Raw genomic sequence first — 24,052 nt, forward strand, 5'->3', positions numbered from 1 at the left:
CCCTTACCCCGCCTCCACCAACTTCGGAGCCACCTCCGTCGGCACCCTCGCCATCCGCCGCTTCCTGCGCCCCGTCTGCTACCAGAACCTGCCCGCAGAACTGCTCTCGGAAAGCTTCAGCTAAAGAAAAACAGGGCGCCACAAAAGCGCCCTGCCTTCATCTTGGCAAAAATACCTCGGGGGAGGCCAAAGGCCGGGGGCAGAGCCCCCAAACAGCCTAACCTCCCGCGATTTCGTGGATCAAAGGGTGGAACAGATCATCCACCGCCACGGGACCTGGCAGCAAATGCTGCTGGGTGGCATAGCGGATGGCGCAGTCCAAGGCAGGGCGGTTCGCCGCAATCCCGATGGGCCAAGGGTCAATGCCGTCACGGCCCCCCACCGCCAGACGCGATCTGACAAGCATGTGCCACAAAACCCGCACCACATCGGGTCGCTCGTCGCACAATGAATTGTGGATCATCAGGTAGTGGTTGGGCGGCACCAGACCCGCGCGGCCATGCCATTCCAAGGCGGCCTTATGGGGATCGGGGATCAAAGGACGGATACGTGGGTCGTCGGGCATATTCATACCCAAGATAGCCGCGTCCAGCCGCCCCTCCAGCAGCATCTGCACCGGATCATCGGCCGGATCACCAAAGCGCACGCTCGGGGGATCGGTGTATTCGGTCAGATGGGGCTGATCAAAGCACAGCCAGTCCACGCTGTCGGGGTCTAGCCCGTAATCATTTTGCAAGATCCCCCGCACCCAAAGGCCGGTGGTCTGGGTATAACTGCGCACCCCCACGGTCTTTCCTGCCAGATCGGCGGGGGCCAGATGGGCATGGACATCGGTGTTATAGCCGATGCAGTGATGCTGGAACCGCCCCAGTGCCACAAAGGGCAAAAGGGTGAAGGGTTTGCCATAGGCCAGCGCCTGTAGCGCTGTTGCGATGGCCATCTCGGACACATCATAGCGCCCGTGGCGCAGCATATCCTTAAAGCCCGCGTGGGCCTGCTTCAGCCCCGCAAATTCCAGATGCACAAGGTTCGAAGTCACCTCGCGTTCCAGCAACGCGCGGGTAGGCTCAAAACGGGTGATGTTGGCGGACAGGGTCAATGGCCCCTGCCCATAGGTTTTGGCGCTCATGCAAGGGCCTCCAAGGTGACATTGGCAAGTTGCGGGTAAAGGCGCCGTGCCGTTCCGGACCAGATCGCAGCTCGATCCCTGTCCGACAGCGCGACAAAGCAGCGGTGCCCCTGCTGCACCAGTTCTTTCAACGAGCCGTTGTTGGCTGGAAAGTTCGATCCCCACGCCAGCCGTTCGGCCCCGTATTCGGCCACCAGCTTTGGGAAAACGCTGTCAGGGCGGGCAGGGGCCTTTTCGGTCAGATCAAAGGTGCGCGGCGTGATCTTGAGGAACAGATTGGCGAACCGCGCCAGCTGCCACAGAGGAGCGGCGTTGGCATAAGGCGCACCGTCCGACAGATCGGGGCGGCCCAGATGATCAAGGATGATGTTCACATCGGGAAAGCGCTGCAAGAGATCCTCGACTACGGGCAGGCCGATCTTGGTGGTCTGGATGCAGACGGGCATGTCGATGGCGGCCATATGCTCCCAGACGGGCAGGGTCTCGTGGGCGAACATCCATTCGCCGGTTGATTGCACGGTTGATCCCGCGCCGAACAGGCGCAGACCGGCCATACCGCGCTTGCGCCATGCCTCTATGGTGTGCACTGCATCAGGCGCGCCGATGTCGACGGTGAAAACCCCGACGATGCAGTCGGGGTAATCCATGGCGCAATCGGCCACATAGCTGTTGTCATAGCCATAGGTGGTCGCCGATTGCACCATCGCGGCGGCGCTGATCCCTGCGGCGTCCATCTCGGCCACGTATTGGCTGATGGGAAAGGGCCGCTCGGCCGACCAGTCCGACCGCTTGCCGCCCAAAGGCGCGTAGGGATAGCGGACCGGATCGGGGGCGATGATGTGGGGGTGAATGTCGATGATCTCTGTCATGGGTGTGCCTTGGTCATGTCAGGCCCACTCCAACCAGCGGTTCATGTTCTCGCCCAGAATGGCATCGCGATCTGTGTCGGGCAGGTCAGGCAAGACGCGCCAGAATTCCAGCCCCTCGGCGTAGGGGCTTTTCAGCAGCGTCATGTCGGAGGCGTACATCAGGCGCTGGGGTCCGAAGGTCTCCAGTACCCGACCCACCAGCTGCTGTGCGTTGGAAAAGGGGAAGGCATCGCCGCTGTCACGGGGAATGACGCCGGTCTTAATCATCACATTGGGAAAGGCCGCCATAGTGTCTGCCACGGTTTCAAACCGCGCCAGCGCCTCCTCGGCCTCGACGTTGCGGCCAAGGCCAAAGGCATCAAGGCAGAGTTTCAGATCGGGGTGACGCTCCATCGCTTGGGCCAGCACCGGCAGGCTGTCGCCTGCATGGACCGACACCGGAATGCTGTTTTCTGCCAGAATGGGCCACAGCCAGTCCGCCCCGCCCGAGGCCAGATATTCCGCGCCTGCGTCATTTGACAGGAACATCCGCAGACCGGCCATACCGGGGGTGTCCAGCCAGTGGGTGATGGCCTCTGCCTGATCCTCCGCGGGGCGGCCCGCCAGACCCAGAACACGGATGCGGTCCGGATAGGCTGCGGCGGCCTCTAGCGAATAGGTATTGCCCCGCGCCGCCCAACTGGGTGGGACCAAGACAACGCGGTCAACGCCATTTGCGTCCAGCGTGGCCAGCAGTTCCTCGACCAGCAGCGGTTCTTGCCGTCCGGAGGCGCTGGGGGGCCGGTCCCCGTGGGCCTGCCAGATATGGACTTGCCCGTCGGTGATGCGGGCGCGGCTTTGCGCGCCGCCCTTACGGGGCAGTCCAAGCGTTGCCGTCAGTCCCGTCAGGCCCCCCAGCAGGCTGCGGCGATCAATCGTATTTGCCATCTGTCTTTCCTCCCATTTGATTTCCATCACTTGGCCGCCTGCGCGGCGGCGCGGATCTGGCTAAGGCTTTGGGCCGGTGTCATCGCTTCGGGATCGATCATGATCTCCAGCACCGCGGGCCCGTCATGGGCGTCGGCGCGGGCGAAGGCGGCGGCAAAGCTGTCGGTGTCACTGACCCGTTCCCCAAAGGCCCCATAGGACTGCGCCCAAGCGGTAAAGTCCGGATTGCCTGCACTAAGGTCCGTGCCAGAGACGCGGGCCGGATAGTGCCGTTCCTGATGCATGCGGATCGTGGCCAACATGCCGTTGTTCAGGATCAGGATGCGGATTTTCAAGCCGTGGGCGCAGGCGGTGGCCAGTTCCGTGCCGGTCATCTGGAAATCTCCGTCTCCGGCGATGCAGATCACCTTTGCTTCAGGCTTGGCAAAGGCTGCCGCCAGAGCCGCAGGCACCCCGTAGCCCATTGATCCGCAGATCGGCGCCACCTGTGTGCCGAACTGCCGATACCGGTGGAAGCGGTGCAGCCAGACCGAGAAATTGCCCGCACCGTTGGTGTAGATCGTGTCTTGCGGCTGGGTTTGATCCAGCCACTTCATGATGTGGCTCATCTGGATCGCGCCGGGTACTTCGCGCGGGGCGGTCCAAGCCTCAAAGTCGCGGCGGGCGCTGTCACGCCATGCGCTCCAGTTGCCGCTGACGGGACCACCGGCGGCCAAGGCCAGCGCGAATTCGGCAGGGTTCGACACGACGCCCAAGTCGGGCTGGTAGACATGGCCGATCTCATCGGCACCCGCATAGACGTGGATCAGGCTTTGATCGGGGCAGGGGGCCTGCATCACCGTGTAGCCGTTGGTGCCAATCTCGCCCAAGCGGGCACCGATCACCAGCAAGAGGTCTGCATCCTTGATCCGCTGCGCCAGCGCGGGGTTTACGCCTAGGCCGACCTCACCGATGTAGCTGGGGCTGTCGTTGTCCAGAAGGTCCTGCCGCCGGAACGAGGCTGTGACCGGCAGATCGCTGGCTTCGGCAAAGGCGCGAAAAGCGGTGACGGCCTCAGTGGTCCAGCCGCTGCCCCCCAGCATCACCACGGGCGCACGGGCCTTGGACAGCATCACGCGCACATTGGCCACGGTGGATGCCATCGGCCCGCAAACGGGCGCGGTGACATAGGGGCCATCGGCGCTGTCGGCGTGATCGGTCAGCATGTCTTCGGGCAGGGGGATCACCACAGGGCCGGGACGGCCCGAGAGGGCCAGCCGGAAGGCGCGGGTGACGATTTCCGAGGTGCGTGCCGCGTCCTCGATCTGCAAGACGGCTTTCGACTGGCAGGCGAACATCCGGCGATAGTCCACCTCTTGGAACCCTTCGCGGGTGGAGACATTGCGGGGGTTCTGGCCGATGAACATGATCAGCGGTGTGGAATCCTGCCATGCCACATGCAGACCGGATGAGGCATTCGTCGCCCCCGGTCCGCGCGAACAGAACACCACTCCGGGCCTGCCGGTCAGCTTGCCATAGGCTTCGGCCATCATGGCCGCTCCCCCTTCGTGGCGGCATGTGACCAGTTCGATCTGCGGGCTGTCATGCAGGGCATCCAGCACGGCCAAAAAGCTTTCGCCAGGGACGCAGAACACGCGGTCGATCCCTTGGATCACCAGTTGATCGACCAGAATACGGGCGGCAGAGCGGGTCATGCGGCCTCCTGCGCTTTCAGGCGGGCATCAAGGCGCGGATAGACGCGGCGCACGTTGCCCTCGAAGATCGCATAGGCATCGGCGTCCGAGAGGTTCAGCGCGTCGATATAGCGTTTGGTGTGGTCAAAGGGATGACCGGTCTCGGGATCGATCGAGCGTACAGCCCCCACCATTTCCGACCCGAAGAGCACGTTCTTGACGGGGATCACATCGGTCAGCAGGTCAATGCCGGGCTGGTGATAGACGCAGGTGTCAAAGAAGACGTTGTCCAACAGCGCCTCGGCCAGCGGGGGTCGCTTCAGATCCTGCGCCAGACCGCGATAACGACCCCAGTGATAGGGCACCGCGCCGCCGCCGTGGGGAATGACCATCCGCAGGGTCGGAAAGTCCTTGAACAGGTCCGACAGCAAAAGCTGCATGAAAACAGTGGTGTCGCCGTTGATGTAATGGGCGCCGGTCCCGTGGAAGTTCGGGTTGCACGACCCAGACACGTGGATCATCGCAGGCATGTCCAGCTCGACCAGTTTTTCATACAGCGGGTACCAGAAACGGTCGGTCATCGGCGCGTCGGTCCAGTGGCCGTCCGACGGATCGGGGTTCAGGTTGCAGGCGACAAAGCCCATCGCGGCGCAACGCTCTAGTTCAGGGATACAGCCGCGGGGGTCCGCACCGGGGGATTGGGGCAACTGGCAGACAGGGGCGAAGCGGGTGGGATACATCTCGGCCACGCGGGCGATAAGATCGTTGCAGGTGGCGGACCAATGCTGGGACAGGGCCTCGTTCCCGTGGTGGTGACCCATCAGCCCCGCGATGGGCGAAAACAGGGTCATGTCGATGCCGCGCTCTTTTTGCAGGCGGATCTGGTTGGCCTCTAGCCCCTCGCGCAGTTCGTCGTCGCTGATATGGGGCGCGGGGCTAAAGCCTGAGGTCTTGCCTGCGGCAAAGTCGTCGATCTGGGCTTTGCGATAGTCGCGGAAATAGGCGGGAACGGTGGTGAAATGCCCGTGGCAATCGATGATCATTGGCTCTCTCCGATAGGATATTGGGTTTTCCAAGCGGTAGCGCGGAGGGCCGAATTTCCGCCAATCGGAAAGCTGCCGGATGGTATATGAAACCGGCAGTCGGGGGCGCTTGCGGCGATCCTATGGGGGCTGTGCGATCTTCTATTTTCGTGCGGCAGGGGCGCGCCGCTAGGAAGAAGGCCACAGCAACAGGAGAAGCCAACATGTCTGACGCCCCGCTCAAGGTGGCTTTGCGGACCTATCCTTATACCGCCGCGCTCAAATCCGGCGAGATTACCGTGCCGTCTGCCCCCTTGCAGTTCGAAGAGGTCAAACCCCACATCGCCGCCTTCCGCCGGATGGTGCGTGAACTGGCTTATGACATCTGCGAGATTGCCCCCACCACCTATCTGATCGCCCGCGCCTACGGGGTGCCGATCAAGGCACTGCCGGTCTTTTTCGTGCGCCGCTTTCACCATGACGGCCTGTTGGTGCGCCCTGATGCGGGGATCAAAGGCCCGAAGGATCTGGAAGGGCGCAACTTCGGTGTCAGGGCCTATTCGGTGACCACGGGCGTGTGGAAACGGGGCCTGTTGCAGAACGAATACGGCGTGGACATCGACAAGGTAAATTGGTGGGTCGATGACGAGGAACATGTCTCGGCGCTGAAGCTGCCCGCCAATGTGCATCATGTCCCCCAGGGGGGATCGTTGGTGCAGATGATGGCCGATGGCCAGTTGGATGCCGCCTGTACGGGTGACGCGGGCGTTGGCCGTGCGGGCAAGCCGGACGCAGGCTGGAACGATGCCGCCCCCGCCTTGCCTGACCTGCAAGAGATGTTCGCGGACCCCGCCCGTCTTGATGCCGAGGTCTATGCAAAGGACGGGGTCTTTCCGATCCACGGCACGCTGGCGATCAAGGAAAGCGTGCTAGAGCGTTACCCCAATCTGGCTGCCGAACTCTATGAGGCCTTCGTTGCGGCCAAAGCGCCCTATCTGGCGGCGCTGAAAGACGGCTCGGCCACGGGCAAGCAAGTGGCCAAGGATCTGCGCCACATGCAGATCGTGGGCGATGACCCGCTGCCCTACGGGATCGAGGCCAACCGCGCCTCGATCGAAGCCCTGATCCGCTATGGCCATCAACAGGGCCTGATCCCGCGCCTGTGCAGCGCCGAAGACATGTTCCTGCCGTTCTGAGGAGATAAGATATGAGCAATCCCGACCGCCTCAATGGCATCATCGCCGCGCTGGAAGCTGGCGAGAAACCCACAATGGCCTTTGCCCGCGCTGACCGCGAAGAGGCCACCCAATTCGGCCTGTCGCCGCTAACCGGTGTGCTCTTCGAGATGGAACACACGCCCTATTCCGCGTCCGAGCTGAAAGACGCGCTGGCCCATCTGATGAACCGCAAGCGCATTGTCGAGGGCGGCTCGCTTCGTCCGCCGGTGACGCCTTTTGTGCGCATCCCCGCCAACGGGGCCGAGATGAACACCTGGATGGCAAAGCAGGTGCTGGATCAGGGCGTCTACGGGGTGATCTTCCCCCATATCGCCACGGCCGAGCAGGCGCGAAACGCGGTTTCGGCCTGTCGTTATGCCCGTCCCGAAGGATCGGAGGCCTATGAACCCAAGGGCCTTCGGGGCGATGCGCCCAATGCGGCGGCCCGCTATTGGGGGCTGTCGGTGCAAGAATACTATGACCGCGCCGACGTCTGGCCGCTGGACCCCAAGGGCGAGATCATGGTGGTGCTGATGATCGAAAGCGTCGAGGCGATGGAGAACCTTGATGATATCCTCAAGGTGCCGGGTGTCGGCGCGATCATGATCGGCGAAGGGGACCTGAGCCAGAACCTTGGCTTTCCCCGCCAGTACGATCATCCCGAAGTGGTCAAGGCCAAGGCGGAAATTCTGGCCAAGGCCAAGGCGGCGGGCGTGGCGATTGCCCATCCCCATGTGGGCGTGGCCAACGCCGCCGAAGTGATCGAGCAAGGCTTTGACATTCTCTTTACCACCCCGTCGCGCAGCTATGCCACGCTGGAAAAGGTGAAATCCCTGCTCTGAGCCCGCGCGCCCGCGATCGGCGGGCGCATCCCCTAAACGGAATAAAGGCCGCAGGGTTTTCCCTGCGGCCTTTATACATTTCAGGCGGGGTTGGCCTTAAGAGGCCAGCCGTTCAGGGCGCCGGTTCACCCCCGCTGTGACATCCCTCAGGCAGTCCAGAAAGGCGGCGTGGGCTTCGGTCGGTAGCCAGTCGGAACGGGTGGTCACCCCTTTGGGCAGCACCGCATCCAGTCGCGGGCAGGGCAGGTTTGTCAAAATGCCCATATCCAGATCGGCCTGTACCTCGGATCGGGTCATCAGGGTGATCATATCCAGATTCAGCAGGAATGCACGGCTGAGCGCCAGTGACGGTGTTTCCACATGGAAGGACGGGGGTGTGATACCCTCGAAGATTTCCTCGATGCGTTTGCGGCGCGGGGTGCCCGATTGGGGCGCGATCCACTGGTAGCGGGCCAGATCTTCGGGGGTGATCTGGGGCAGGCGGGTCAGCGGGTGGCCTGTGCGCATCACAAGGCAGTAGCTGTCGCGGAACAAGAGCTCTTCGTTCAGGTCCTCGGCCCAGTCGGGCTTGCGCAGCACGCCGAAGATCATATCGATCCGGCTGTTGGACAGGTCCCCCAGCAGCTTGTGGTATTCACCCGAGATCAGACGCACCTTGGCCTGCGGATAGGCTTGGGTGAAGGCATAGGTCGCCAACGCCAGATCATGCGAGCCTGCCATAGGCAGCGCCCCTACGGTGATCTCAAGGCTTTCGCGTCCCGAGGCCAGCAGGATTTCGCCCCGAGCCATCTCGATCTCGCGCAGGGCGCGGCGCAATTCGCGGGCCAGAGTCTGGCCGGTGGGGGTCGGAATGACCCCTTGGGCGGTGCGATCGAACAGAGGCCGCCCCAGACTGCGTTCCAGCGTGCGGGCCGAGCGGAAGAGGGACGCGGGCGACAGACCGATGCTGTCGGCGATCTGGTTCACGCGGTCTTTCTCGCAGGTGATGATCATGGCCCGCATCTGGGTGTTGGTGATCAGCCAGTCCGCCCGCGGGATGGTCCCTTCAGAGGGGGGCATGGCCTGCGCAATTGCCTTGTCGAGAATTTCGAAGAAGCGGTCGATCCGCAGCAGATACTGTTTGCCCAATGGCGTGGGATAGGTTCCCACGGCGCGGCGTTCAAAGATCGGCGTGCCGATGTCGGTTTCCAGATTGGCGACGGCTTGGGTGACCGCTGGCTGAGATGTGCTTAGCTCGCGCGAGGCACAGCTGACCCCGCCCGTGCGCCCGATCACCTGCACCATCCGCAGATGCCGCAGGTTCGGAATTTCCTCAAAGTGGAACATTACGGTTCTCCCCATCCCCGTGAACTCGAACTGCCCGGCCTCCCCGCCGGGACTTGAGGCCCAAGGGTGACGGGATCGCGGGCAAATGGCTAATCAAATTATGCCTCACGCCATAAGAAATCTGCCGCGCCTCTGGCAAGGTCACGCAGATTCAGTGAAATTTCCTTAAAAATATCGCGCTATGGGCGGGGTTTCCCCATAAGCCCCGCGCCATGAGGGCATTGGAATGTCGTTAGTCCAGAGGATCGCACGCGCACAGGCGGTGCAGGTTTTGTTCAGGTCGCAATTCGGGCTTTATCTGGCCGGTAATACCCTGTCGCTGACTGGAACCTGGATGCAGCGGATCGCCAGCAGTTGGCTGGTCTGGGACTGGACCGGATCGGCGTTCTGGGTGGGGGTGCTGGCGGCCTCGGACCTGTTGCCGGTGGTGGTAATCTCTCCGTTTGCGGGGGTGGCGGCGGATCGCTGGGACCGGCTGCGGCTGAATGTGGTGGCGCAGGTGATCTCGATCCTGAATGCGGTGACGATGGCCTTGGCGATGGTCACAGGTCATCTGGGGCTTTGGGGCGTGCTGGCGCTGACCCTGATGCAAGGGGTGCTGACAGCGGCGACCCAGCCCTCGCGCTTTGCGATGGTGCAGCAGATGGTGCATCGTGATCAAGTTGCCAGCGCCGTGGGCCTGAATTCGGCCTGCGTTAATATTGCCCGCCTTGTGGGGCCAGCGGTGGCAGGGGCGATGATCCTGCATTGGGGCATCCCGCAGGTCTTTACGGTGAATGCGGCGGTGACGGTGCTGTTTGTCGTGGTGCTGCTGCGCTTGCGGCTGGAGCCTATCGCCAAAAGCCCGTCCGCGCCATTTCTGGCGCAAATGCTGGAAGGTTTCGCCTATGCGGCGCGTATTCCGGCACTGAGGGTGATCCTTTTGGCCATGTTCGGAGGCGGCGCCATGGTCCGCGCAGTGATGGAGCTGATGCCGGTCATCGCCGCCCAATCCTTTGCCGATGCGGTGACGGGGCTGGCCATGTTGACCGGTTCGGCTGCGGTGGGCGCGGTGCTGGCGGGTCTAAGCGTTGGTCAGCGTGCGCCGGTGCATCTGTTGCGTCAGGCGCCCATGTGGTGGGCGATCGGCGCGGTAACGGCAATCTTTCTTGCGCGGGCAACGGGTCCGGTGATGGGCATTCTGGCGGCAATGGCCTTGGGCGCGACGATCACGCGGGGGCTGGTCTGTACCCAGACATTTATCCAGCTGACCACACCGGGCACGCTGCGGGGCCGGACCCTGAGCGTCTTTGGCCTGTTTGCCCGTGGCAGCCCTGCCTTGGGGGCTTTGGCAATTGGCTACGGGGCCGATGTGATGGGGATGCAAGCCACGGTTCTGCTGTCCTCTGGCCTGTTGTTCGTGGTGCTGGCGGCGCTGGCGCTGCCCTTGTGGCGCATCTCTGAGGCGCTGGACGACGGTGCGACGCCCTTTGACTGAGGCGGTGCTGATGGACTGACGGGGACTGCTGGTCTGCCACGATGCCATGTGCTCTGCCACGTTCTTCAAGACAGGTAACAGACGCGAAAAGGCCCGGGAGGATCACGTCCCGGGCCTTTCCGATTGATCGCGGGATGGGGTAGCCGCCTTTAGCGCTTGTAGGCCAGCACTGCGGCCACCGCGATCAAACCCGTGCCCAACAAGAGCAACGGAACCTCTGTGCCGTGGGGATGTATATGCACCCCGCCGTGGGCCAGAGCAGGAGAGGCGGCAAAGACCGCCATGGTCAGTGTTGAGATAGATTTCATCTGGAATCCTCAGTCGTGGGAATGGGTGTGCGGGTGGTCATGATCATGATCGTGGGAGTGCCCGTGGTCATGTCCATGCCCGTGCATATGGCTATGGCTGTGATCCCCGTGGTGGTGATCGTTCAGAAGGTGCTGGCGCAGCAGGTCCAGACCAAAGTCGTTGCCGTTCGGGTTGCGCACGGTGGTGTGGATGTGGAACCGCTCGGGCTGGGGGTTGTCCAGCACCACGCCCCAGTGGTGGTCGAATTCCACCATCGTGACGGGGCTTTGGATGCGGTAGTAGAACACCCCGCGCTGCTCTAGCCCGCCTGCCCAACAAAAGCGGGTCTCGGACTTGTGCCGTTCCAGATCGCCCATCTTGGCGGCCAAGGGACCGGCGGGCAGGGTGGACAGGTAGCTTTCTGCCAGATCCAGAAGGTCGCGCCACTGGGTCGGGGTCAGATCGTCGCCGGTGATCCCCTCATAGGGGACAACTTGATTGTCGCGGTAGGCTCCGCCGAAACACAGCCCGTCGAACTGGTGATGACGGCCCGGCGCTTGGGACGCGGCAAGGATGCTATCGGCAAAGATCGCCTTGCGGCGCTGGTCCGCATCCAGACTTTGTGCCAGCCTTAGCCCATTGTATTCGTCGTCCATAAAGACCGAGGCCCCGGCGAATTGCCCTTCGGTGCATTCGTTCGGTTCGACCCCGAAAAAGGTGGGCGTCATGGTCATCTGGCGGCCCAGAATAAAGCAGGTCAGCGCCAGATGGTGACCCGAGAACTGCCAGCCCCATGGCTCGGTCGTCGAGGGCGTGCCCCAGAAATGCAGACGGTAACAGAACTCTCCCAGCAGTTTCGGCGCGCCGACCAATTCGCCCAGATAGCCGTTCAGCTTCATCACGTTGCGCGCCCGCTCATAGCCCTTGGGGCTGAGCGAGGCTTTCAGCACCGCCAAAGCCGCATCGCGGATCGGGGCTGAGACCTCGTCCAGTCGCACGCCGTGGGTGTTGAAATCGGGGATGCCGTTCTGCCACGCGCGTTTCTCGACCGAGTGCAGGGGCAAGAGGGTCTTGGCCTTTTGTTCGGGCGTTAGCAGGGCAAGAAAATGCTCGACCGCGTTGAGGATTTCTTCGGTAGGGGCTCCTTCGTCCCGCAGCTCATAAAGGTCGGGGATGACGGTGCCATCGGTGGTGATGCCTTTGTAGGGCGTCTTTTTCAGGTCTTCCATTGCCGCCGCACGCCGCGTCCAACGACGTTCGGGCATGGTGTCCATAAAGTCCTGCGGGCTCATGCCAAACAGGCGGTGGGTGCCCATCGGGGCGACGTATTTAAGGAAATCAGAGGACATCCTGATGTCTCCTGTTCAAGAATGATGCGGCCTGCTGCGGGGAGCATCCGGCACAGCAGGCCGCCCGTTGACCCGCCCTTGGCCGCTCGTGGCAAAGGCGGGCCGGTGGAAAGGTTGGCCGCTGAAATAAGCGACCACAGGGATTACTGCCCGTTGGTAAAGGTCCGCACCTTTTCCAGCACAGCTTCTGGGGTGGCGTAGAAACCGTCGATCAGGGTTTGTAACTCTTCCGGGGTTTGCAGCTCTGCCTCACCCAGACCCGAGGCCTTGACGAAATCGGCAAAGGCGGGGTCCGCGAAGGTTTCGGCCATAGCGGTGCGTAGGGCGTCGATCAATTCATCGGGCATGCCTTGCGGCACCGCGATGGGCCGCCCCACGGACGAGCTGTCCAACAGGAATTGCGCGACCTGCCGGTTGTCGGGATCGGTGATATAGTCCATCGCGATTGGCAGATCGGGATGGCGCGGATCGGGCTTTGAGGCCATCAGCAGGATCGGCTTCAGGTGCCCTTCCTTGATCATCGCACCAGCGTTGCCGACCAACTCGCGGATGTGCTGCGATCCGGTGAACCAACCGTCGGCCTCGCTGCGCTCCATCGCCAGTTCTACCTCGCCCGAGCCCTTGTAGCCCGCGACGATCTTGAACTTGGTGCCCGCATAGTCGTTCATCATCGCCGGAAAGACGCGGTTGTAGTTGGTGAACGAGGTCGCGCCGATGACCATTTCCGTGTCAAACAGCTGGTCCGCCGACTGCACGGGCGAGCTTTCATAAGCATATGTGGCGTAAGGGTAATCGCCCGAGTTGATCGCGCCGATCCAGGCCATTTTGCGTGGGTCGAACTGGGTGTTGCCGGTGATCATCGGTGTTGTGATCACATTGCCCAGAAGAAACGCGATTTCGGTCCCGTCATTCTTGGCGGCCCGTGCGAAATAGGCACCGCCCACCAGCCCGCCAGCACCGGGCATGTTCTGCACGATGATCTGCGGCTGGCCGGGGATGTGGCTTGCGAAGACCTGAGCAAAGGCCCGCGCCACCGTGTCGGCCATGCCGCCGGTGGCGGCTGCGACCGTCATCGTAATGGCTTTTCCTGCGTAGAATTCCTCGGCGGTTTCGGCATTTGCGGCACCCGAGAGTGCCACCATTCCGGCTGCTGACACCGCGATAAGTGCGGATCTGTCAAACATCATAATTCTTCCTCCGTTTCGGGCCGTCACAGTGCCGGACGGCCCAAGCGCACTATGGGTGATCAGGAAACGAACACCCGCATTGGAATTCGGTAGGCGACGATAGATTTCGGACCGTTTGGCCGAGATACCGCGCAGGGCAGGCCGCCTTGGTATACCGTTCCAGTTTGGCCGCGCTTTCACAATGCGCGGGAAATCGGAAATCGCTCCGCGCCCATAGGAAATCTGTCTGACAGGTGGCGGTGCTCTTGTCTGCGACGCTGCGGGGCGATCAGGCTGCTTGCGTTTTTCACCACTTCGGATCGGCGCGAGATGCTTAAAATCAAGAACCTGACCTTTGCCATGCGGGCGGATTTGTCCGACAAGCCGCCCTTGCTGCTGGTGCATGGGCTGCTGTCCAGCCGCCACCACTGGCGCCTGAATCAAGAGGGGTTGCGCCGCCACTATCGCCTGATCATTGCCGAACTTCCGGGCCACGGGCAGGCCCCCGCCTGCACCGATCCGGCACGATTGTCGCCCGATGCGCTTGCCGATGAACTGGACAAAGCCCGCCGTATTCTGGGCATTCCGCGCTGGTATGTCTGCGGGCAGAGCTTTGCGGCAGGGATCACCCTGCGCCTTGCTTTGCCGCGTCCCGAAACGGTGGCCGCGCAGGTCTGGACCAATGGCAATCGGGTGCTTGCCCCCGCGCCGGACGCGGCCTCGCGGGCCAATGACATGGCACGCGCGGAGGGGATCGAGGATGGCGGCCAGCCCGCCTTGCGCCTTTTGCCGTTCCATCCGCAGCGCGGGGGCGCGTTTCCCGCCGATGTAAGGGCGCAGCTGTCGGCGGATGCGGATGTCTGCGATCTGCCAACGATCTGTGCCTTGATGCGTCATACCCTGCCGCCCCTGCCCATGCGTGACAGCTTCGGGGCGTTGCAGGTTCCGACCCTGCTGATCAATGGCCGCAACGAAAAGCAGTTCCAGCCCATCCGTGCATTGGCAGCCTCGCTCTTGCCGCAGATGCAGGTGGCGGACCTTGCAGGTGGCCATGCCATCAACATCGAAGCGCCCGAGGCGTTTAACGCCGCGCTCTGCGGCTTCTTTGAGAGCCACCCTCTGTAAGACATGACAAAAAAGCCCCGCCCTTCGTAGAGAAGGGCAGGGCAACTGCGCATTCAAGGGCGTCACATGGACGGGATCACCGCCGCTAACCCGGGCAGAAGATCACCCATCACCGTCGAGGGCCACGGCACGCGGATCACCTGATCGAACATCACATAGATGAATAGGGTCACGCTGGCGGCGTAGATGAGGCTAAGCCGCCATGGCTCGCGCCCCTCCAGCCGCATGAAGGCGACGATGATCAGCGGCACAGTGGGGATCAGACCGATCACGGCCATGCTGGCCAGAAAGGCCACGAACCAGCCAAAGAAGATACCGCCACGGATCAGTACATAGCTGGTCGACTGGTCCTCGTCCTCGGAGGCAAGGTCCATGTGGATGCCACGGTGCGTGGCCTCGGCCGCAGCGGCGCTGCCCCGTCCCGAGAACAGCACGTAGATCAGGCTGACGGCCCCAGCGATCAACATGGTGCAGCCGACGACGGTCGGTCCGATACGGGCGCCAAAGCTCCATTCCTGTGCTTCCAGCAGCATCCAGCCGCCGATCCCCAGAAAGAAGACATACATCAGGTCCGAGGCCCGCAGGGAAAAGCCGCCACGAGGGGTGAAAGCACGAAGACCCGCGTGTTTGATCTCGGTGTACATGGGGCGCATCAGCACCATCACCGCCATTACAAGGAAGATCGCGACCACCGGACGGGTCAGCCAGTCTGCGCCGAAACGACCGATCGAAATGGCCATGTAGCGCTCGATCAGGGTGCCCAGAACAAGGCCGAGGATCAGCGGCGGACGGGGCCAGCGCAGGCGCTTCATCGCCCAACCGACAACGCCGAAGAACAGCAGCGCATAGAGATCTCCCCAAGCGCGCGAGCCCTGATAGGCACCCACATAGACCACGGCCATGATCGCAGGCAGCAGCAAGGTGTAGCGCATGATCGAGATCTTGGCGAAGTGGCCGCTGAGCAAAAAGCACAGGCCTGCGCCAAAGATATTGGCCAGTGCGATGGACCAGATCAGGGTGTAGGTCATGTCCAGATCGGTGGTCAGCATGGCAGGACCGGGCACAAAGCCATGCACCATGATCGCACCCAAGAGGATGGCCTGCGCCGCACTGCCCGGCACGCCAAAGGCAATGGTCGGGACCAGACCGCCGCCCTCGCGGGCGTTGTTGGCGGATTCAGGTGCGATGACGCCGCGGATATCGCCTTTGCCAAACGTCTTCTCGGCACCTTTTTCCGTGCGCAGGGCGTGGCCATAGGCGATCCAGTCGGTGACCGCGCCGGTGATGCCGGGAATGATCCCCAGTAGCGCGCCGATGCCACTACAGCGCAGGCACAGGAACCAGTTCTTGAAGACATCGCGGGCGCCCTGAACCATGCCTGTGGTGTGGCTGTATTTCATTTCAGAGGCGACGGACGAGCGTTTGATCGCGATGTCGCATAGCTCTGGCAGGGCGAATATGCCTAGCAGGACCGGCAACAGGGGCATCCCGTCCCAGAGGTAAAAGATATCGCCCGCCCAACGGATGGTGCCGGTCTGCGCGTCGGTGCCGATCATGCTGACCATGCAGCCAAAGCCCGCCACCACAATTCCGCGCAAGGGCGCGTTGCCCGACAGCGAAGAGACCATCGCGATGCCGAAAATCGTCAGACCCAGCAGTTCCGGTGTGCCGATGGCAAGGACAAAGGGCCGGATTACAGGGATCGAGACCGCCAGCACCAGCGCCCCGAAGATGCCCCCCAGAAGCGAGGCGGTAAAGCCTGCGGACAGCGCCCGTCCGGCCTCGCCTTTCTTGGTCAGGGCAAAGCCGTCCAGCACCGTGGCTTGTGACGCCGCCGTGCCGGGCACCCCGAACATCACCGCCGGAATCGTGTCAGAGGTCGAGGTGACAGAATGCATCCCCAAAAGCATGGCCAGCGCCGCGACGGGGTCCATCGTGTAGGTGAACGGCACCAGCAGGGCAAAGCCCGTCAGCCCGCCGATCCCCGGCAACAGGCCGATGGCAAGGCCCACCAACACCCCCAAAACCAGAAACCCGATCCTCTCGAGTTGCATGATGGTTCCGAAAGCCTCGCTTGCGGCTGCAAACATGAAGCCGACATCAAGTCCTTCCATTATGTCTTTCCTCCCTTTCTGCCCGTCGACGGGTCAACGGGCAGCGATTCAGGCGATCGTCTCGCCGTTATGGTTCTTGGGGATTTTGCCTTTTCGGGGTGTTCGGGCGCCAATCGGAAAGAAGCCGCCATCCATAATATCAGCGGAGCCTTCATGTTTAAACGCGCCGCATTCGGGGCGCGGGCCAATCATCCTATTGCCTGTGCCTGTCTTCCTATTGGCGGCTTCGGGGCGGGTTAACGGAAGGTGGCGGGGCTTGCGCGCCCCGCGCCATCTGAAAGGACCATAGCCCGTGCTGCAAAAGAAAACACTCAAGACGCTGCTTGCCGACTATCCGGTGACGCAGGCGATCAAGTCCGGACAGATTACTTCGGATCTGATCGACTTCGACTTTGCGCCCTATGCGCGGGCCAATAAGGGGTTCAAGCCCTTCGTGCGCGATCTGGCCTTTGATGCGGGCGAATTGGCGATTGTGACCTTTCTTCAGGCCCGAGAGGCAGGCGTGCCGCTGGTGCTGCTGCCCGCGACGATCTCGGGGCGGTTCCAGCATCACTGCATCGCCTATAACGCCGACCGCGGCGAGGTGTGCCCCGATGATCTGGCGGGCAAGCGGATCGGGGTGCGGGCCTATACCCAGACCACCGGCATGTGGGTGCGCGGCATCCTGCAAAACCAGTTCGGCGCTGATCTGGATGCGGCCGAGTGGCTGACGTTCGAGGATGCCCATGTGGCCAGCTACCGCAATCCGCCCAACGTCACCATCGCCTCTGAGGATAAAAAGCTGGTGGATATGCTGCTGGATGGCGAATTGGATGCCGCCATGCTGGGGGTGGATATGCCCGACGATCCGCGCCTGAAGACGGTAATCCCTGATCCCGATGCCGCAGCGCAGGCGTGGTACGCGCAGACCGGCGCGGTTTCGATGAACCATATGTTCGTGGTGCAGGAACGCCTGTGCGCTGAGGCCCCCGAGGTGGTCCGCGAATTGTACCGCATGCTCAAGGCTAGCAAGGCGCAGGCCCCGCAAAAGGGTGCCATTGATTTCCGCCCCTACGGGTTTGCGGCGCTAGAGCCCTCACTGACTTTGGTGATCGATTACTGCCTTCAGCAGCGGTTGATCTCGCAGCCGGTGACGCCTGCGGATTTGTTTAACGATCTGACCCGTTCGCTGGTTTGAGAAGAGGGCGCGATGACTGATACCTACCTCACCCCGCCTTTCCGCATCACCCGCATCAGCCATGTGGTGATGCGGGTCCGCGATCTGGACGCCTCGGTCCGTTTTTACACCGGCCTTGCCGGTCTGGTTGAGACCACCCGCGAAGATGGCGCGGCTTACTTGCGCGGGATCGAAGAGACCAGCCACCACAGTCTGGTGCTGATCCGCGATGACACCCCAAGCTGCGATTGCCTTGGTTTTCGCGTGCTGGCAGATAGCGATCTGGACGCGGCGGAGGCGTATTTTGCTGCCCTTGGGGTTTCCACCGAATGGACCGAACGTTTGGGGCAGGGGCGGACGCTAAGCGTCAACCACCCCTCGGGCCTGCGGTTGGAACTGACCGCCTCCATGACCCGCGTGCCGCGCACTCTGACCGATTACGCCACACGCAAAGGCGGGGCGGTGCTGCGCCTGAACCACGCGCAGGTGATTGTGCCGGATGTGGATGGCACGGGCTCCGGCTTTGAAGCGATGGGCTTTCGCGCCGCCGAGGTGATCCGGCAGGCGGACACCGGCCAGCGCATCGGGTTGTTCCTGCACCGCAAGAACGATCCCCATGATCTGGTGCTGGCCCTTGGGGCGGGACCGCGGTTGCATCATTTCTCGTACATCGTCGGTGACTTGCAGGCCATGTTCCGCGCCTGTGACATCGCGGGCGAAATGGGCTGCGGGTCCGAGGTGGAACGCGGTCCCGGTCGCCATGGTCCGGGAAACTCGGCCTTTGTCTATTTCCGCGACCCTGACGGCCACCGGATCGAGTTTATCCTGCCGCCTATGCAGTTCATGGACGCGGATGAGCCCACCGCCGTCTGGTCCACCGAAGAAAAGCACAAGATCGTGCCTTGGGGCCAACCCGCGCCGCAGCGCTGGCGGGAAGAGGCAACGTCTTTTACCGGCGTTCAGGTCAGCCAAGAGGGCGCATTGGCGCGCTGGGTGGCGACATGAGCCTGCCGCCGAACCGCGTTCAGGAACCAGACGCCGCCCAAGTTACCCCGCGCCAGCAGGCGCTGATCGATCGGCTGATCGCCAAGCGGGGCAAGGTCTTGATCCCCTATAAAATCTGGCTGCACGCCCCCGGCGTCGCCGAGGGGATGGAGGCCATCGGCACCCATCTGAACAAGGCGTCCTCTCTGACCGATGCCGAGCGGGAACTGGTGGTGCTGGTCACGGCGGTTCACTGGCAATCGCCCTTTCCGATCCGAGGTCACAGCAAACACGCCCGCGCAGCAGGTCTGACAGAGCCGGTGATCGCCGCCCTTCTGGCGGGGGACGCGGCGCAGATCGACGATCCGCGTCTGTCAGCCATCTACGATCTGGCGCGCAACGCTTTGGCAGGGGCCGATACCGACCAACCCGCCTTTGACCGTTACGCGGCACTGATCACCCGCGAAGGCATCGCCGAGGTGATGGCGCTGATCGGCTATTTCACTTCGGTCGCGCTGGCGATGCGGCTGCATGACGTGCGCCCCGCCGACTGACCCTCTTTGAACAAGGAATGCCCTATGTCCCAAATCCTGCTGATTATGGCCAGTGTCCGGCCGTCGCGCGTCGCTGACCAACTGGCCGACTGGATTCACGCGCGGAACACTCTTGGTCTGTCCATCGAAACGGTCGATCTGCGCGACTGGCCCCTGCCGATGGATGATGAGCCGCACCAGCCCAAGCAAGAGGGCTTTGACGGCTACAGGTCGGAACACACCCGCAACTGGAGCCGTAAGGTCGATAGCGCGGCAGGCTTCATCTTTCTGCTGCCCCAGTACAACTGGGGCTATCCGGCGGCGCTGAAGAACGCGCTGGATCACCTTTATTCCGAATGGCAGGGCAAGCCGGTTGTGATCACTTCTTACGGCGCGGGCGGGGGCGGCAAGGCCGCTGACCAGATCGCGCAGGTCTGTCAGGGCCTTCATCTAGAGCCGGTTCCAACCCGCCCCGCGCTGCCCCTGAAAGCGGCGGAAAGGACCGACGCAGGCCGCCTTGTAGACCCCGCCGCCGCCTTTGCCGCGCAGGCCGCTGACATGCAGGCGGCGCTGGGGGAACTGGCCGCGGCCCTGCACAGCGCATAACGCCCGTTTCCCGATACCCGCTGACGGATTTCCGATTGGCCGGTTTCTGCCTTGATCCACACAATCCCTGAAAACACCTGCCTTCCTGTCCGGCCCGCGCCGGACGGGAACGACGCGCGGAGGCCAAATGCCTGAAAAGGTTAGACTTGATATCTCGATCGCGGAGTATCCGCATACCCGCAAACTGATCTCGGGCGAGATCCCCATCGAAGGGGTGGACGCCAATTTCATCGAGGTGAAACCCCAGATCGGGGCTTTTCGCCGTATGGTCCGTGACGTGGAATTCGACGTCTGCGAGCTGGCTCCGACCACCTATATTATCGCCCGCGCCTATGGGGCGCCCTTTGTGGCGCTGCCGATCTTTGTGATGCGGACCTTCCACCACGGAACTATGGTCAAGCTGCCCGATCAGGGGATCGAAACTCCCAAGGACCTTGAGGGCAAGAAGGTTGGCATCCGCGCCTATTCGGTGACCACCTGCGTCTGGAACCGCCAGATACTGGAAGAAGAATACGGCGTTGATTGTTCCAAGATCACTTGGGTGGTCGATGATGAGGAACATGTTCAGGCGCTCAAGCTGCCCGCCAATGTGGTCCACGTGCCTGAAGGGGTGTCCCTCTATGAGATGATGCAGCGGGGCGAGCTGGTTGCCGGTAGTTCCGGCAATTCGGGGGTGGGGCGTACAGGCTCGCCCACTGGGGGGTGGCAGACGGTCAAAAACGACTGGCCCAAGCTGATCCCTGATGCCTCTGACCGCGAGGCCGCGTCCTACAAAGCGACGGGCGTTTACCCCATGCACGGCACCATCGTGGTGAAGGACGCGGTTCTGGCCGAACACCCGTGGATCGCCAAGTCCCTGTCGGATGCCTTTGCCGCCGCCAAAGCCGACTGGCTGGCCGATTGGAAGCAAGGCATCGGCACCACCAAGGATGACGAGAAATACCGCAAGCTGGCCCCCATCGTGGGCGATCCGCTGCCCTATGGCATGGCCGCCAACCTACCCACGATCAACGCCCTGCGCACCGCTGCGTTCAAGCAGGGTCTGACCCCGCGCTTGATGGAACTGGACGAGATTTTCGTCGACCCCGAGACCACCTGAAGGACCAATCCTATGGCTGACACTTTCTACGACATTCACCCGCACGTCATTTCGGGGGATTTCGACAAATACCCCTCGGACCCGCTGTTCGGCAAACGCTCGGAGTGGTCCGAGGAACGCCCCGTGGATATCGATGCCCTGATCCGCGAAATGGACGAGGCCGGCATCCAGAAAGGCGCAATCGTGCAGTCCTCGACCTGCTACGGGTTCGACAATTCCTACGTCTGCGATGCCTGCGCCATGTATCCGGACCGTTTCACCGCTGTCGGGTCGATTGACATGATGGCACCCGACGCGCTGGCGGTGGCCAAAGGTTGGATGGATCGGGGCCTGACCGGCCTGCGCCTGTTCACCGGCGGGACGACCAAGGCCTTTGATACCTCGGCGATGGATCATCCCGATAGCTTCAAAGTGTGGGAGTTCTGCGGCGCCGAGGGCCTGCCTATTTGCATCCAGACCGGCCCCGTGGGTCTGACGCAGGTGGCCGCGTTGGCGCACCGCTTCCCCAAGACCAAGATCATTCTGGACCACTTCTCGCGGCCTGATATCTCGGACGGAGCACCGTTCAACAAGGCGGTGGGGCTGTGGTCGCTGTCCGCCTTTGACAACATCTATCTCAAGTTCACTCCGCGTATCACCGACAAGGTGCTAGAGGCCGGTATTGAACCGCGTGCGTTCTACGACAAGCTGCTGTCGCACTATGGGTCGGACCGGATCGCTTGGGGCTCGAACTATCCCGCGAATGAAGGGTCGATGGCGTCCAATTTACAGGCAGCGAAGGATCAGATCGCCTGTCTGCCCAAGGCCGATCAGGACAACATTTTCTACGGCACAGCGGCCGCGCTTTATCCGGCGCTGAAGGATGGCGCGGCATGAAGCTGGTCTCTTACGTGAACGGGGACGCCGCCAGCTATGGCGTCCTTGAAAACGGCGCTGTCTGGGATTTGCCCGCCCGCGGCGCGCCTGCACAGATCACCGATTTCATCGCATCGGGCGGGGCGCTGCCAAAGGCGCTGGAAGGAGACGGGGACTTTTCCATCGACACCCTGACCCTACTGCCCGTGGTCCCGAACCCCGGCAAGATCATATGCATCGGCCTGAACTATCAGGCCCATAAGGAAGAGGGCGTGCGCGATCCCGATGACAAGCCCATGCTCTTCGCCCGCTGGCCCGAGACCCTGATCGGCCATAAGGCCCCGCTGGTGATCCCGCGCATCTCGGACAAGCTGGATTTCGAGGCCGAGATGGTCGCCGTCATCGGCCGCGATACGGGCCGCAATCTGCCTGCGGAGAAGGCGCTGGATTATGTGTTCGGCTATGCCTGCATGAATGAGGGCAGCGTGCGTGACTGGCAGCGGCACTCCAGCCAAGTGACGGCGGGCAAGAACTTTGTCGGGACCGGCGCTGTGGGGCCGTGGCTGGTCACCGCCGATGAGGTCGGCGACCCGCAGGCTTTGGAATTGTCCCTGACCGTGAACGGCCAGACCATGCAACAAGCCAATACCGCTGACATGATCTGGCCCGTGGCCGAGATGATCGCGTACATCACCAACTGGATCCCCCTGCGGGCAGGGGACATGATCGCCACCGGCACCCCTGCGGGCGTCGGCTCCCGCCGCACGCCGCCGGTGTTCCTGAAGGAAGGCGATGTGGTGGAGGTCACGATTGACCGGCTTGGCACCCTGCGCAATCGTGTGGTGAAAGAAGGCTGATCTGGGCGGGGTTGGCTCTTTACAGACTTGCGGCATGCAGACAGGATTTGCGTGTCGTAAGGCTGGAGGGCTAAGGTCCGTTTTGAGCCCTTTTTGACCAACGCCGCAAGGCGCACGAATGTCAGATTTCCGCCTGCAGTGAGCTAATTGCTCTGTTTGGCCTAGGTCATTTCTACGGCGAAGGCCTTTTCACGGAAGAAACGTCCAGAAGCGCCGGAACTTTTCCAAGCGGGTTGGCCGCTTGAAACGCCTTTGACTTGCTTCCGAGGTCGACGACTTCGACTTCAAATCGGGTTTACGTGATCGTCTGAAGAGCAGCTGGCGGGCAAGTGGAAAAACTTGGTCATTTTGCTCTCACATGTTGTTTGTTGGTCTGGCGATCGGAGAGCAGAAAGGGGGTCCGCTCTCCGAGGGTCTTAGTTGCGACGCAGCCAGTCCGCGATGGCACGGCCAATCGCGACCGGCTGGTCTTCTTGGATGAAGTGAAGTCCCTGACCGATAAACACTGTTTCCAGATCATGGATCAGGTTGCTGTAGAAAGGAACGGCTTGTGGCGGCACCAGAACGCCCGGTTCCGCGTAGGTCAGCAGGACAGGCATATCCGTTTCGCCCATGAAGGATTGAATGTCGGCCATCAATTGAACGTTTTCAGTCGGCTCTCCTCCAATCGGAACTTCGCGCGGCCACATCCAGGTTGGAAGACGGCTTTCGACAGTTGTGTAGGGTGCGCCATAGGCTTCCATTGCTTGCTCGCCCAAGGTGCGGTTGACCATCATGGGCAGGATACCTTCTACGAAGAAATTGCCCTCCATGACCATCTCGTACCCTTGTTTTTCATCCTGAAGCGCGCGGAACATTCCGCCCATTTCTTCGCCCAACGCCTCGTAGCTCGGCTGGGGCAGTGCAGGCGGTAGAACGCCTTCCATAAAGGCCAGCTTGACTACGATATCGGGGTTGCGCCGGGCAAAATCCCATGCCAGCGCCGCACCCCAGTCATGCCCGACAAGGGTTATGTTGGTCAGATCCATTTCGGCGACAAAAGCATCGAGGAAGCGGGCGTGATCGGCGAACGTATAGTCGATGTCGGGTTTGCCCGACGCGCCCATCCCGATCAGATCGACTGCGATGGCACGATGCGTGTCGGCCACGTGGGGCAGGACATTGCGCCAGAGATAGCTCGAAGTCGGATTGCCATGCACAAAGAGCACCGGATCGCCAGAGCCAGTTTCGACGTACGACATGGAGGAAGACAGGACATCGACGCTTTGCGATGCAAGGGTCATTTCTTCCGATACAGCGGGGAGTGGTAGTTTTGTAGGCTCAGACGATACTGCAAATGGAATCGAGGCGAGCGCCATCGTTCCGGCCACGGCCAGAGTAATTGAAGTGAGTTTCATGGTATTTCCTTGAAAATTTTGGTTTGTTCCGGACAAAGATT

General features: G+C 62.1%; 22 protein-coding genes. 11 read left to right on the plus strand and 11 right to left on the minus strand.

Features of this window, described 5'->3' with window-relative positions; translation table 11 throughout:
• Nucleotides 1-217: 217 nt before the first annotated feature.
• The 5 genes from CLV74_RS13960 to CLV74_RS13980 are packed head-to-tail and all read right to left on the minus strand — an operon-like array spanning nucleotide 218 to nucleotide 5,641.
• Nucleotides 218-1,129, minus strand: coding sequence for a substrate-binding domain-containing protein (locus CLV74_RS13960; protein WP_106265876.1), 912 nt, complete (start codon nucleotides 1,127-1,129; stop codon nucleotides 218-220).
• A complete protein-coding gene (locus CLV74_RS13965) occupies nucleotides 1,126-1,998 on the minus strand; it encodes an amidohydrolase family protein (protein WP_106265878.1) in 873 nt (290 codons plus the stop codon). Before CLV74_RS13965 ends, CLV74_RS13960 begins: the two co-directional genes overlap by 4 nt.
• An 18-nt stretch (nucleotides 1,999-2,016) precedes the next feature.
• Nucleotides 2,017-2,925 (minus strand): amidohydrolase family protein, encoded by a 909-nt coding sequence (locus CLV74_RS13970; protein ID WP_170108059.1) that lies wholly within the window; start codon nucleotides 2,923-2,925, stop codon nucleotides 2,017-2,019.
• A gap of 26 nt (nucleotides 2,926-2,951) precedes the next feature.
• The gene (locus tag CLV74_RS13975; protein ID WP_106265881.1) at nucleotides 2,952-4,619 is read right to left on the minus strand and encodes a thiamine pyrophosphate-binding protein; all 1,668 of its coding nucleotides are present in this window, start codon (nucleotides 4,617-4,619) and stop codon (nucleotides 2,952-2,954) included.
• Nucleotides 4,616-5,641 carry an amidohydrolase family protein gene (locus CLV74_RS13980; protein ID WP_106265883.1) on the minus strand — a complete coding sequence of 342 codons (1,026 nt, stop codon included), beginning with the start codon at nucleotides 5,639-5,641 and terminating at the stop codon, nucleotides 4,616-4,618. The genes CLV74_RS13975 and CLV74_RS13980 overlap by 4 nt, the downstream gene beginning before the upstream one ends.
• 203 nt (nucleotides 5,642-5,844) lie before the next feature.
• On the opposite strand from CLV74_RS13980, the gene CLV74_RS13985 reads away from it, so the two are divergent.
• Nucleotides 5,845-6,816, plus strand: coding sequence for an ABC transporter substrate-binding protein (locus tag CLV74_RS13985; protein WP_106265885.1), 972 nt, complete (start codon nucleotides 5,845-5,847; stop codon nucleotides 6,814-6,816).
• A gap of 11 nt (nucleotides 6,817-6,827) precedes the next feature.
• Entirely contained in the window at nucleotides 6,828-7,679 is an 852-nt protein-coding gene (locus CLV74_RS13990) for an HpcH/HpaI aldolase family protein (protein ID WP_106265887.1), read from the plus strand.
• A 96-nt stretch (nucleotides 7,680-7,775) separates the two neighbouring features.
• On the opposite strand, the gene CLV74_RS13995 is transcribed toward CLV74_RS13990, so the two are convergent.
• A complete protein-coding gene (locus CLV74_RS13995; RefSeq protein ID WP_170108060.1) occupies nucleotides 7,776-9,005 on the minus strand; it encodes a LysR family transcriptional regulator in 1,230 nt (409 codons plus the stop codon).
• 226 nt (nucleotides 9,006-9,231) lie between these two features.
• Between CLV74_RS13995 and CLV74_RS14000 the strand changes: the two genes are divergently transcribed.
• The gene (locus tag CLV74_RS14000) at nucleotides 9,232-10,482 is read left to right on the plus strand and encodes an MFS transporter (RefSeq protein WP_106265891.1); all 1,251 of its coding nucleotides are present in this window, start codon (nucleotides 9,232-9,234) and stop codon (nucleotides 10,480-10,482) included.
• Nucleotides 10,483-10,631: 149 nt separating this feature from the next.
• On the opposite strand, the gene CLV74_RS14005 is transcribed toward CLV74_RS14000, so the two are convergent.
• From CLV74_RS14005 to CLV74_RS14015, 3 genes are all read right to left on the minus strand, one after another.
• Nucleotides 10,632-10,790, minus strand: a complete 159-nt coding sequence (locus CLV74_RS14005; protein ID WP_106265893.1) for a peptidase M23 — start codon at nucleotides 10,788-10,790, stop codon at nucleotides 10,632-10,634.
• A gap of 9 nt (nucleotides 10,791-10,799) precedes the next feature.
• Nucleotides 10,800-12,119, minus strand: coding sequence for a DUF3500 domain-containing protein (locus CLV74_RS14010; protein ID WP_106265895.1), 1,320 nt, complete (start codon nucleotides 12,117-12,119; stop codon nucleotides 10,800-10,802).
• 143 nt (nucleotides 12,120-12,262) lie between these two features.
• Complete coding sequence (locus CLV74_RS14015) at nucleotides 12,263-13,303, minus strand: Bug family tripartite tricarboxylate transporter substrate binding protein (protein WP_170108061.1); 1,041 nt, start codon at nucleotides 13,301-13,303, stop codon at nucleotides 12,263-12,265.
• A 312-nt stretch (nucleotides 13,304-13,615) separates the two neighbouring features.
• Between CLV74_RS14015 and CLV74_RS22585 the strand changes: the two genes are divergently transcribed.
• A complete protein-coding gene (locus CLV74_RS22585) occupies nucleotides 13,616-14,410 on the plus strand; it encodes an alpha/beta fold hydrolase (protein WP_146134962.1) in 795 nt (264 codons plus the stop codon).
• A gap of 62 nt (nucleotides 14,411-14,472) precedes the next feature.
• On the opposite strand, the gene CLV74_RS14020 is transcribed toward CLV74_RS22585, so the two are convergent.
• Nucleotides 14,473-16,524: a tripartite tricarboxylate transporter permease gene (locus tag CLV74_RS14020; protein WP_211299057.1), complete on the minus strand. Its 2,052-nt coding sequence runs from the start codon at nucleotides 16,522-16,524 to the stop codon at nucleotides 14,473-14,475.
• Nucleotides 16,525-16,816: 292 nt separating this feature from the next.
• On the opposite strand from CLV74_RS14020, the gene CLV74_RS14025 reads away from it, so the two are divergent.
• The 7 genes from CLV74_RS14025 to CLV74_RS14055 all read left to right on the plus strand — a co-directional run bounded on the left by CLV74_RS14025 (nucleotide 16,817) and on the right by CLV74_RS14055 (nucleotide 22,614).
• A complete protein-coding gene (locus CLV74_RS14025) occupies nucleotides 16,817-17,701 on the plus strand; it encodes a substrate-binding domain-containing protein (protein ID WP_106265899.1) in 885 nt (294 codons plus the stop codon).
• A 12-nt stretch (nucleotides 17,702-17,713) separates the two neighbouring features.
• Nucleotides 17,714-18,685, plus strand: a complete 972-nt coding sequence (locus tag CLV74_RS14030) for a VOC family protein (RefSeq protein ID WP_106265901.1) — start codon at nucleotides 17,714-17,716, stop codon at nucleotides 18,683-18,685.
• On the plus strand, nucleotides 18,682-19,218 hold the full coding sequence (locus tag CLV74_RS14035) for a carboxymuconolactone decarboxylase family protein (RefSeq protein ID WP_106265903.1): 537 nt from the start codon (nucleotides 18,682-18,684) through the stop codon (nucleotides 19,216-19,218). The genes CLV74_RS14030 and CLV74_RS14035 overlap by 4 nt, the downstream gene beginning before the upstream one ends.
• A gap of 24 nt (nucleotides 19,219-19,242) precedes the next feature.
• Entirely contained in the window at nucleotides 19,243-19,803 is a 561-nt protein-coding gene (locus tag CLV74_RS14040) for an NADPH-dependent FMN reductase (protein WP_106265905.1), read from the plus strand.
• A gap of 127 nt (nucleotides 19,804-19,930) precedes the next feature.
• On the plus strand, nucleotides 19,931-20,902 hold the full coding sequence (locus CLV74_RS14045) for a PhnD/SsuA/transferrin family substrate-binding protein (RefSeq protein WP_106265907.1): 972 nt from the start codon (nucleotides 19,931-19,933) through the stop codon (nucleotides 20,900-20,902).
• Between the two features lie 12 nt (nucleotides 20,903-20,914).
• A complete protein-coding gene (locus tag CLV74_RS14050) occupies nucleotides 20,915-21,778 on the plus strand; it encodes an amidohydrolase family protein (protein WP_106265909.1) in 864 nt (287 codons plus the stop codon).
• The gene (locus CLV74_RS14055) at nucleotides 21,775-22,614 is read left to right on the plus strand and encodes a fumarylacetoacetate hydrolase family protein (protein WP_106265911.1); all 840 of its coding nucleotides are present in this window, start codon (nucleotides 21,775-21,777) and stop codon (nucleotides 22,612-22,614) included. The genes CLV74_RS14050 and CLV74_RS14055 overlap by 4 nt, the downstream gene beginning before the upstream one ends.
• A 416-nt stretch (nucleotides 22,615-23,030) precedes the next feature.
• Here the strand turns inward: CLV74_RS14055 and CLV74_RS14060 are convergent, their stop codons facing one another.
• The gene (locus CLV74_RS14060) at nucleotides 23,031-24,011 is read right to left on the minus strand and encodes a haloalkane dehalogenase (RefSeq protein ID WP_106265913.1); all 981 of its coding nucleotides are present in this window, start codon (nucleotides 24,009-24,011) and stop codon (nucleotides 23,031-23,033) included.
• Nucleotides 24,012-24,052: the final 41 nt, after the last annotated feature.

Origin of the sequence: Donghicola tyrosinivorans (assembly GCF_003003355.1) — a bacterium.
Lineage (GTDB): Bacteria > Pseudomonadota > Alphaproteobacteria > Rhodobacterales > Rhodobacteraceae > Donghicola > Donghicola tyrosinivorans.

Excerpts from the sequence above, each read along its gene's own strand:
- CLV74_RS13960 (WP_106265876.1), bottom strand. The coding sequence starts at position 1,129 with ATGAGCGCCAAAACCTATGGGCAGGGGCCATTGACCCTGTCCGCCAAC.
- CLV74_RS13965 (WP_106265878.1), bottom strand. The coding sequence starts at position 1,998 with ATGACAGAGATCATCGACATTCACCCCCACATCATCGCCCCCGATCCG.
- CLV74_RS13970 (WP_170108059.1), bottom strand. The coding sequence starts at position 2,925 with ATGGCAAATACGATTGATCGCCGCAGCCTGCTGGGGGGCCTGACGGGA.
- CLV74_RS13975 (WP_106265881.1), bottom strand. The coding sequence starts at position 4,619 with ATGACCCGCTCTGCCGCCCGTATTCTGGTCGATCAACTGGTGATCCAA.
- CLV74_RS13980 (WP_106265883.1), bottom strand. The coding sequence starts at position 5,641 with ATGATCATCGATTGCCACGGGCATTTCACCACCGTTCCCGCCTATTTC.
- CLV74_RS13985 (WP_106265885.1), top strand. The coding sequence starts at position 5,845 with ATGTCTGACGCCCCGCTCAAGGTGGCTTTGCGGACCTATCCTTATACC.
- CLV74_RS13990 (WP_106265887.1), top strand. The coding sequence starts at position 6,828 with ATGAGCAATCCCGACCGCCTCAATGGCATCATCGCCGCGCTGGAAGCT.
- CLV74_RS13995 (WP_170108060.1), bottom strand. The coding sequence starts at position 9,005 with ATGTTCCACTTTGAGGAAATTCCGAACCTGCGGCATCTGCGGATGGTG.
- CLV74_RS14000 (WP_106265891.1), top strand. The coding sequence starts at position 9,232 with ATGTCGTTAGTCCAGAGGATCGCACGCGCACAGGCGGTGCAGGTTTTG.
- CLV74_RS14005 (WP_106265893.1), bottom strand. The coding sequence starts at position 10,790 with ATGAAATCTATCTCAACACTGACCATGGCGGTCTTTGCCGCCTCTCCT.
- CLV74_RS14010 (WP_106265895.1), bottom strand. The coding sequence starts at position 12,119 with ATGTCCTCTGATTTCCTTAAATACGTCGCCCCGATGGGCACCCACCGC.
- CLV74_RS14015 (WP_170108061.1), bottom strand. The coding sequence starts at position 13,303 with ATGTTTGACAGATCCGCACTTATCGCGGTGTCAGCAGCCGGAATGGTG.
- CLV74_RS22585 (WP_146134962.1), top strand. The coding sequence starts at position 13,616 with ATGCTTAAAATCAAGAACCTGACCTTTGCCATGCGGGCGGATTTGTCC.
- CLV74_RS14020 (WP_211299057.1), bottom strand. The coding sequence starts at position 16,524 with ATGGAAGGACTTGATGTCGGCTTCATGTTTGCAGCCGCAAGCGAGGCT.
- CLV74_RS14030 (WP_106265901.1), top strand. The coding sequence starts at position 17,714 with ATGACTGATACCTACCTCACCCCGCCTTTCCGCATCACCCGCATCAGC.
- CLV74_RS14035 (WP_106265903.1), top strand. The coding sequence starts at position 18,682 with ATGAGCCTGCCGCCGAACCGCGTTCAGGAACCAGACGCCGCCCAAGTT.
- CLV74_RS14040 (WP_106265905.1), top strand. The coding sequence starts at position 19,243 with ATGTCCCAAATCCTGCTGATTATGGCCAGTGTCCGGCCGTCGCGCGTC.
- CLV74_RS14045 (WP_106265907.1), top strand. The coding sequence starts at position 19,931 with ATGCCTGAAAAGGTTAGACTTGATATCTCGATCGCGGAGTATCCGCAT.
- CLV74_RS14050 (WP_106265909.1), top strand. The coding sequence starts at position 20,915 with ATGGCTGACACTTTCTACGACATTCACCCGCACGTCATTTCGGGGGAT.
- CLV74_RS14055 (WP_106265911.1), top strand. The coding sequence starts at position 21,775 with ATGAAGCTGGTCTCTTACGTGAACGGGGACGCCGCCAGCTATGGCGTC.
- CLV74_RS14060 (WP_106265913.1), bottom strand. The coding sequence starts at position 24,011 with ATGAAACTCACTTCAATTACTCTGGCCGTGGCCGGAACGATGGCGCTC.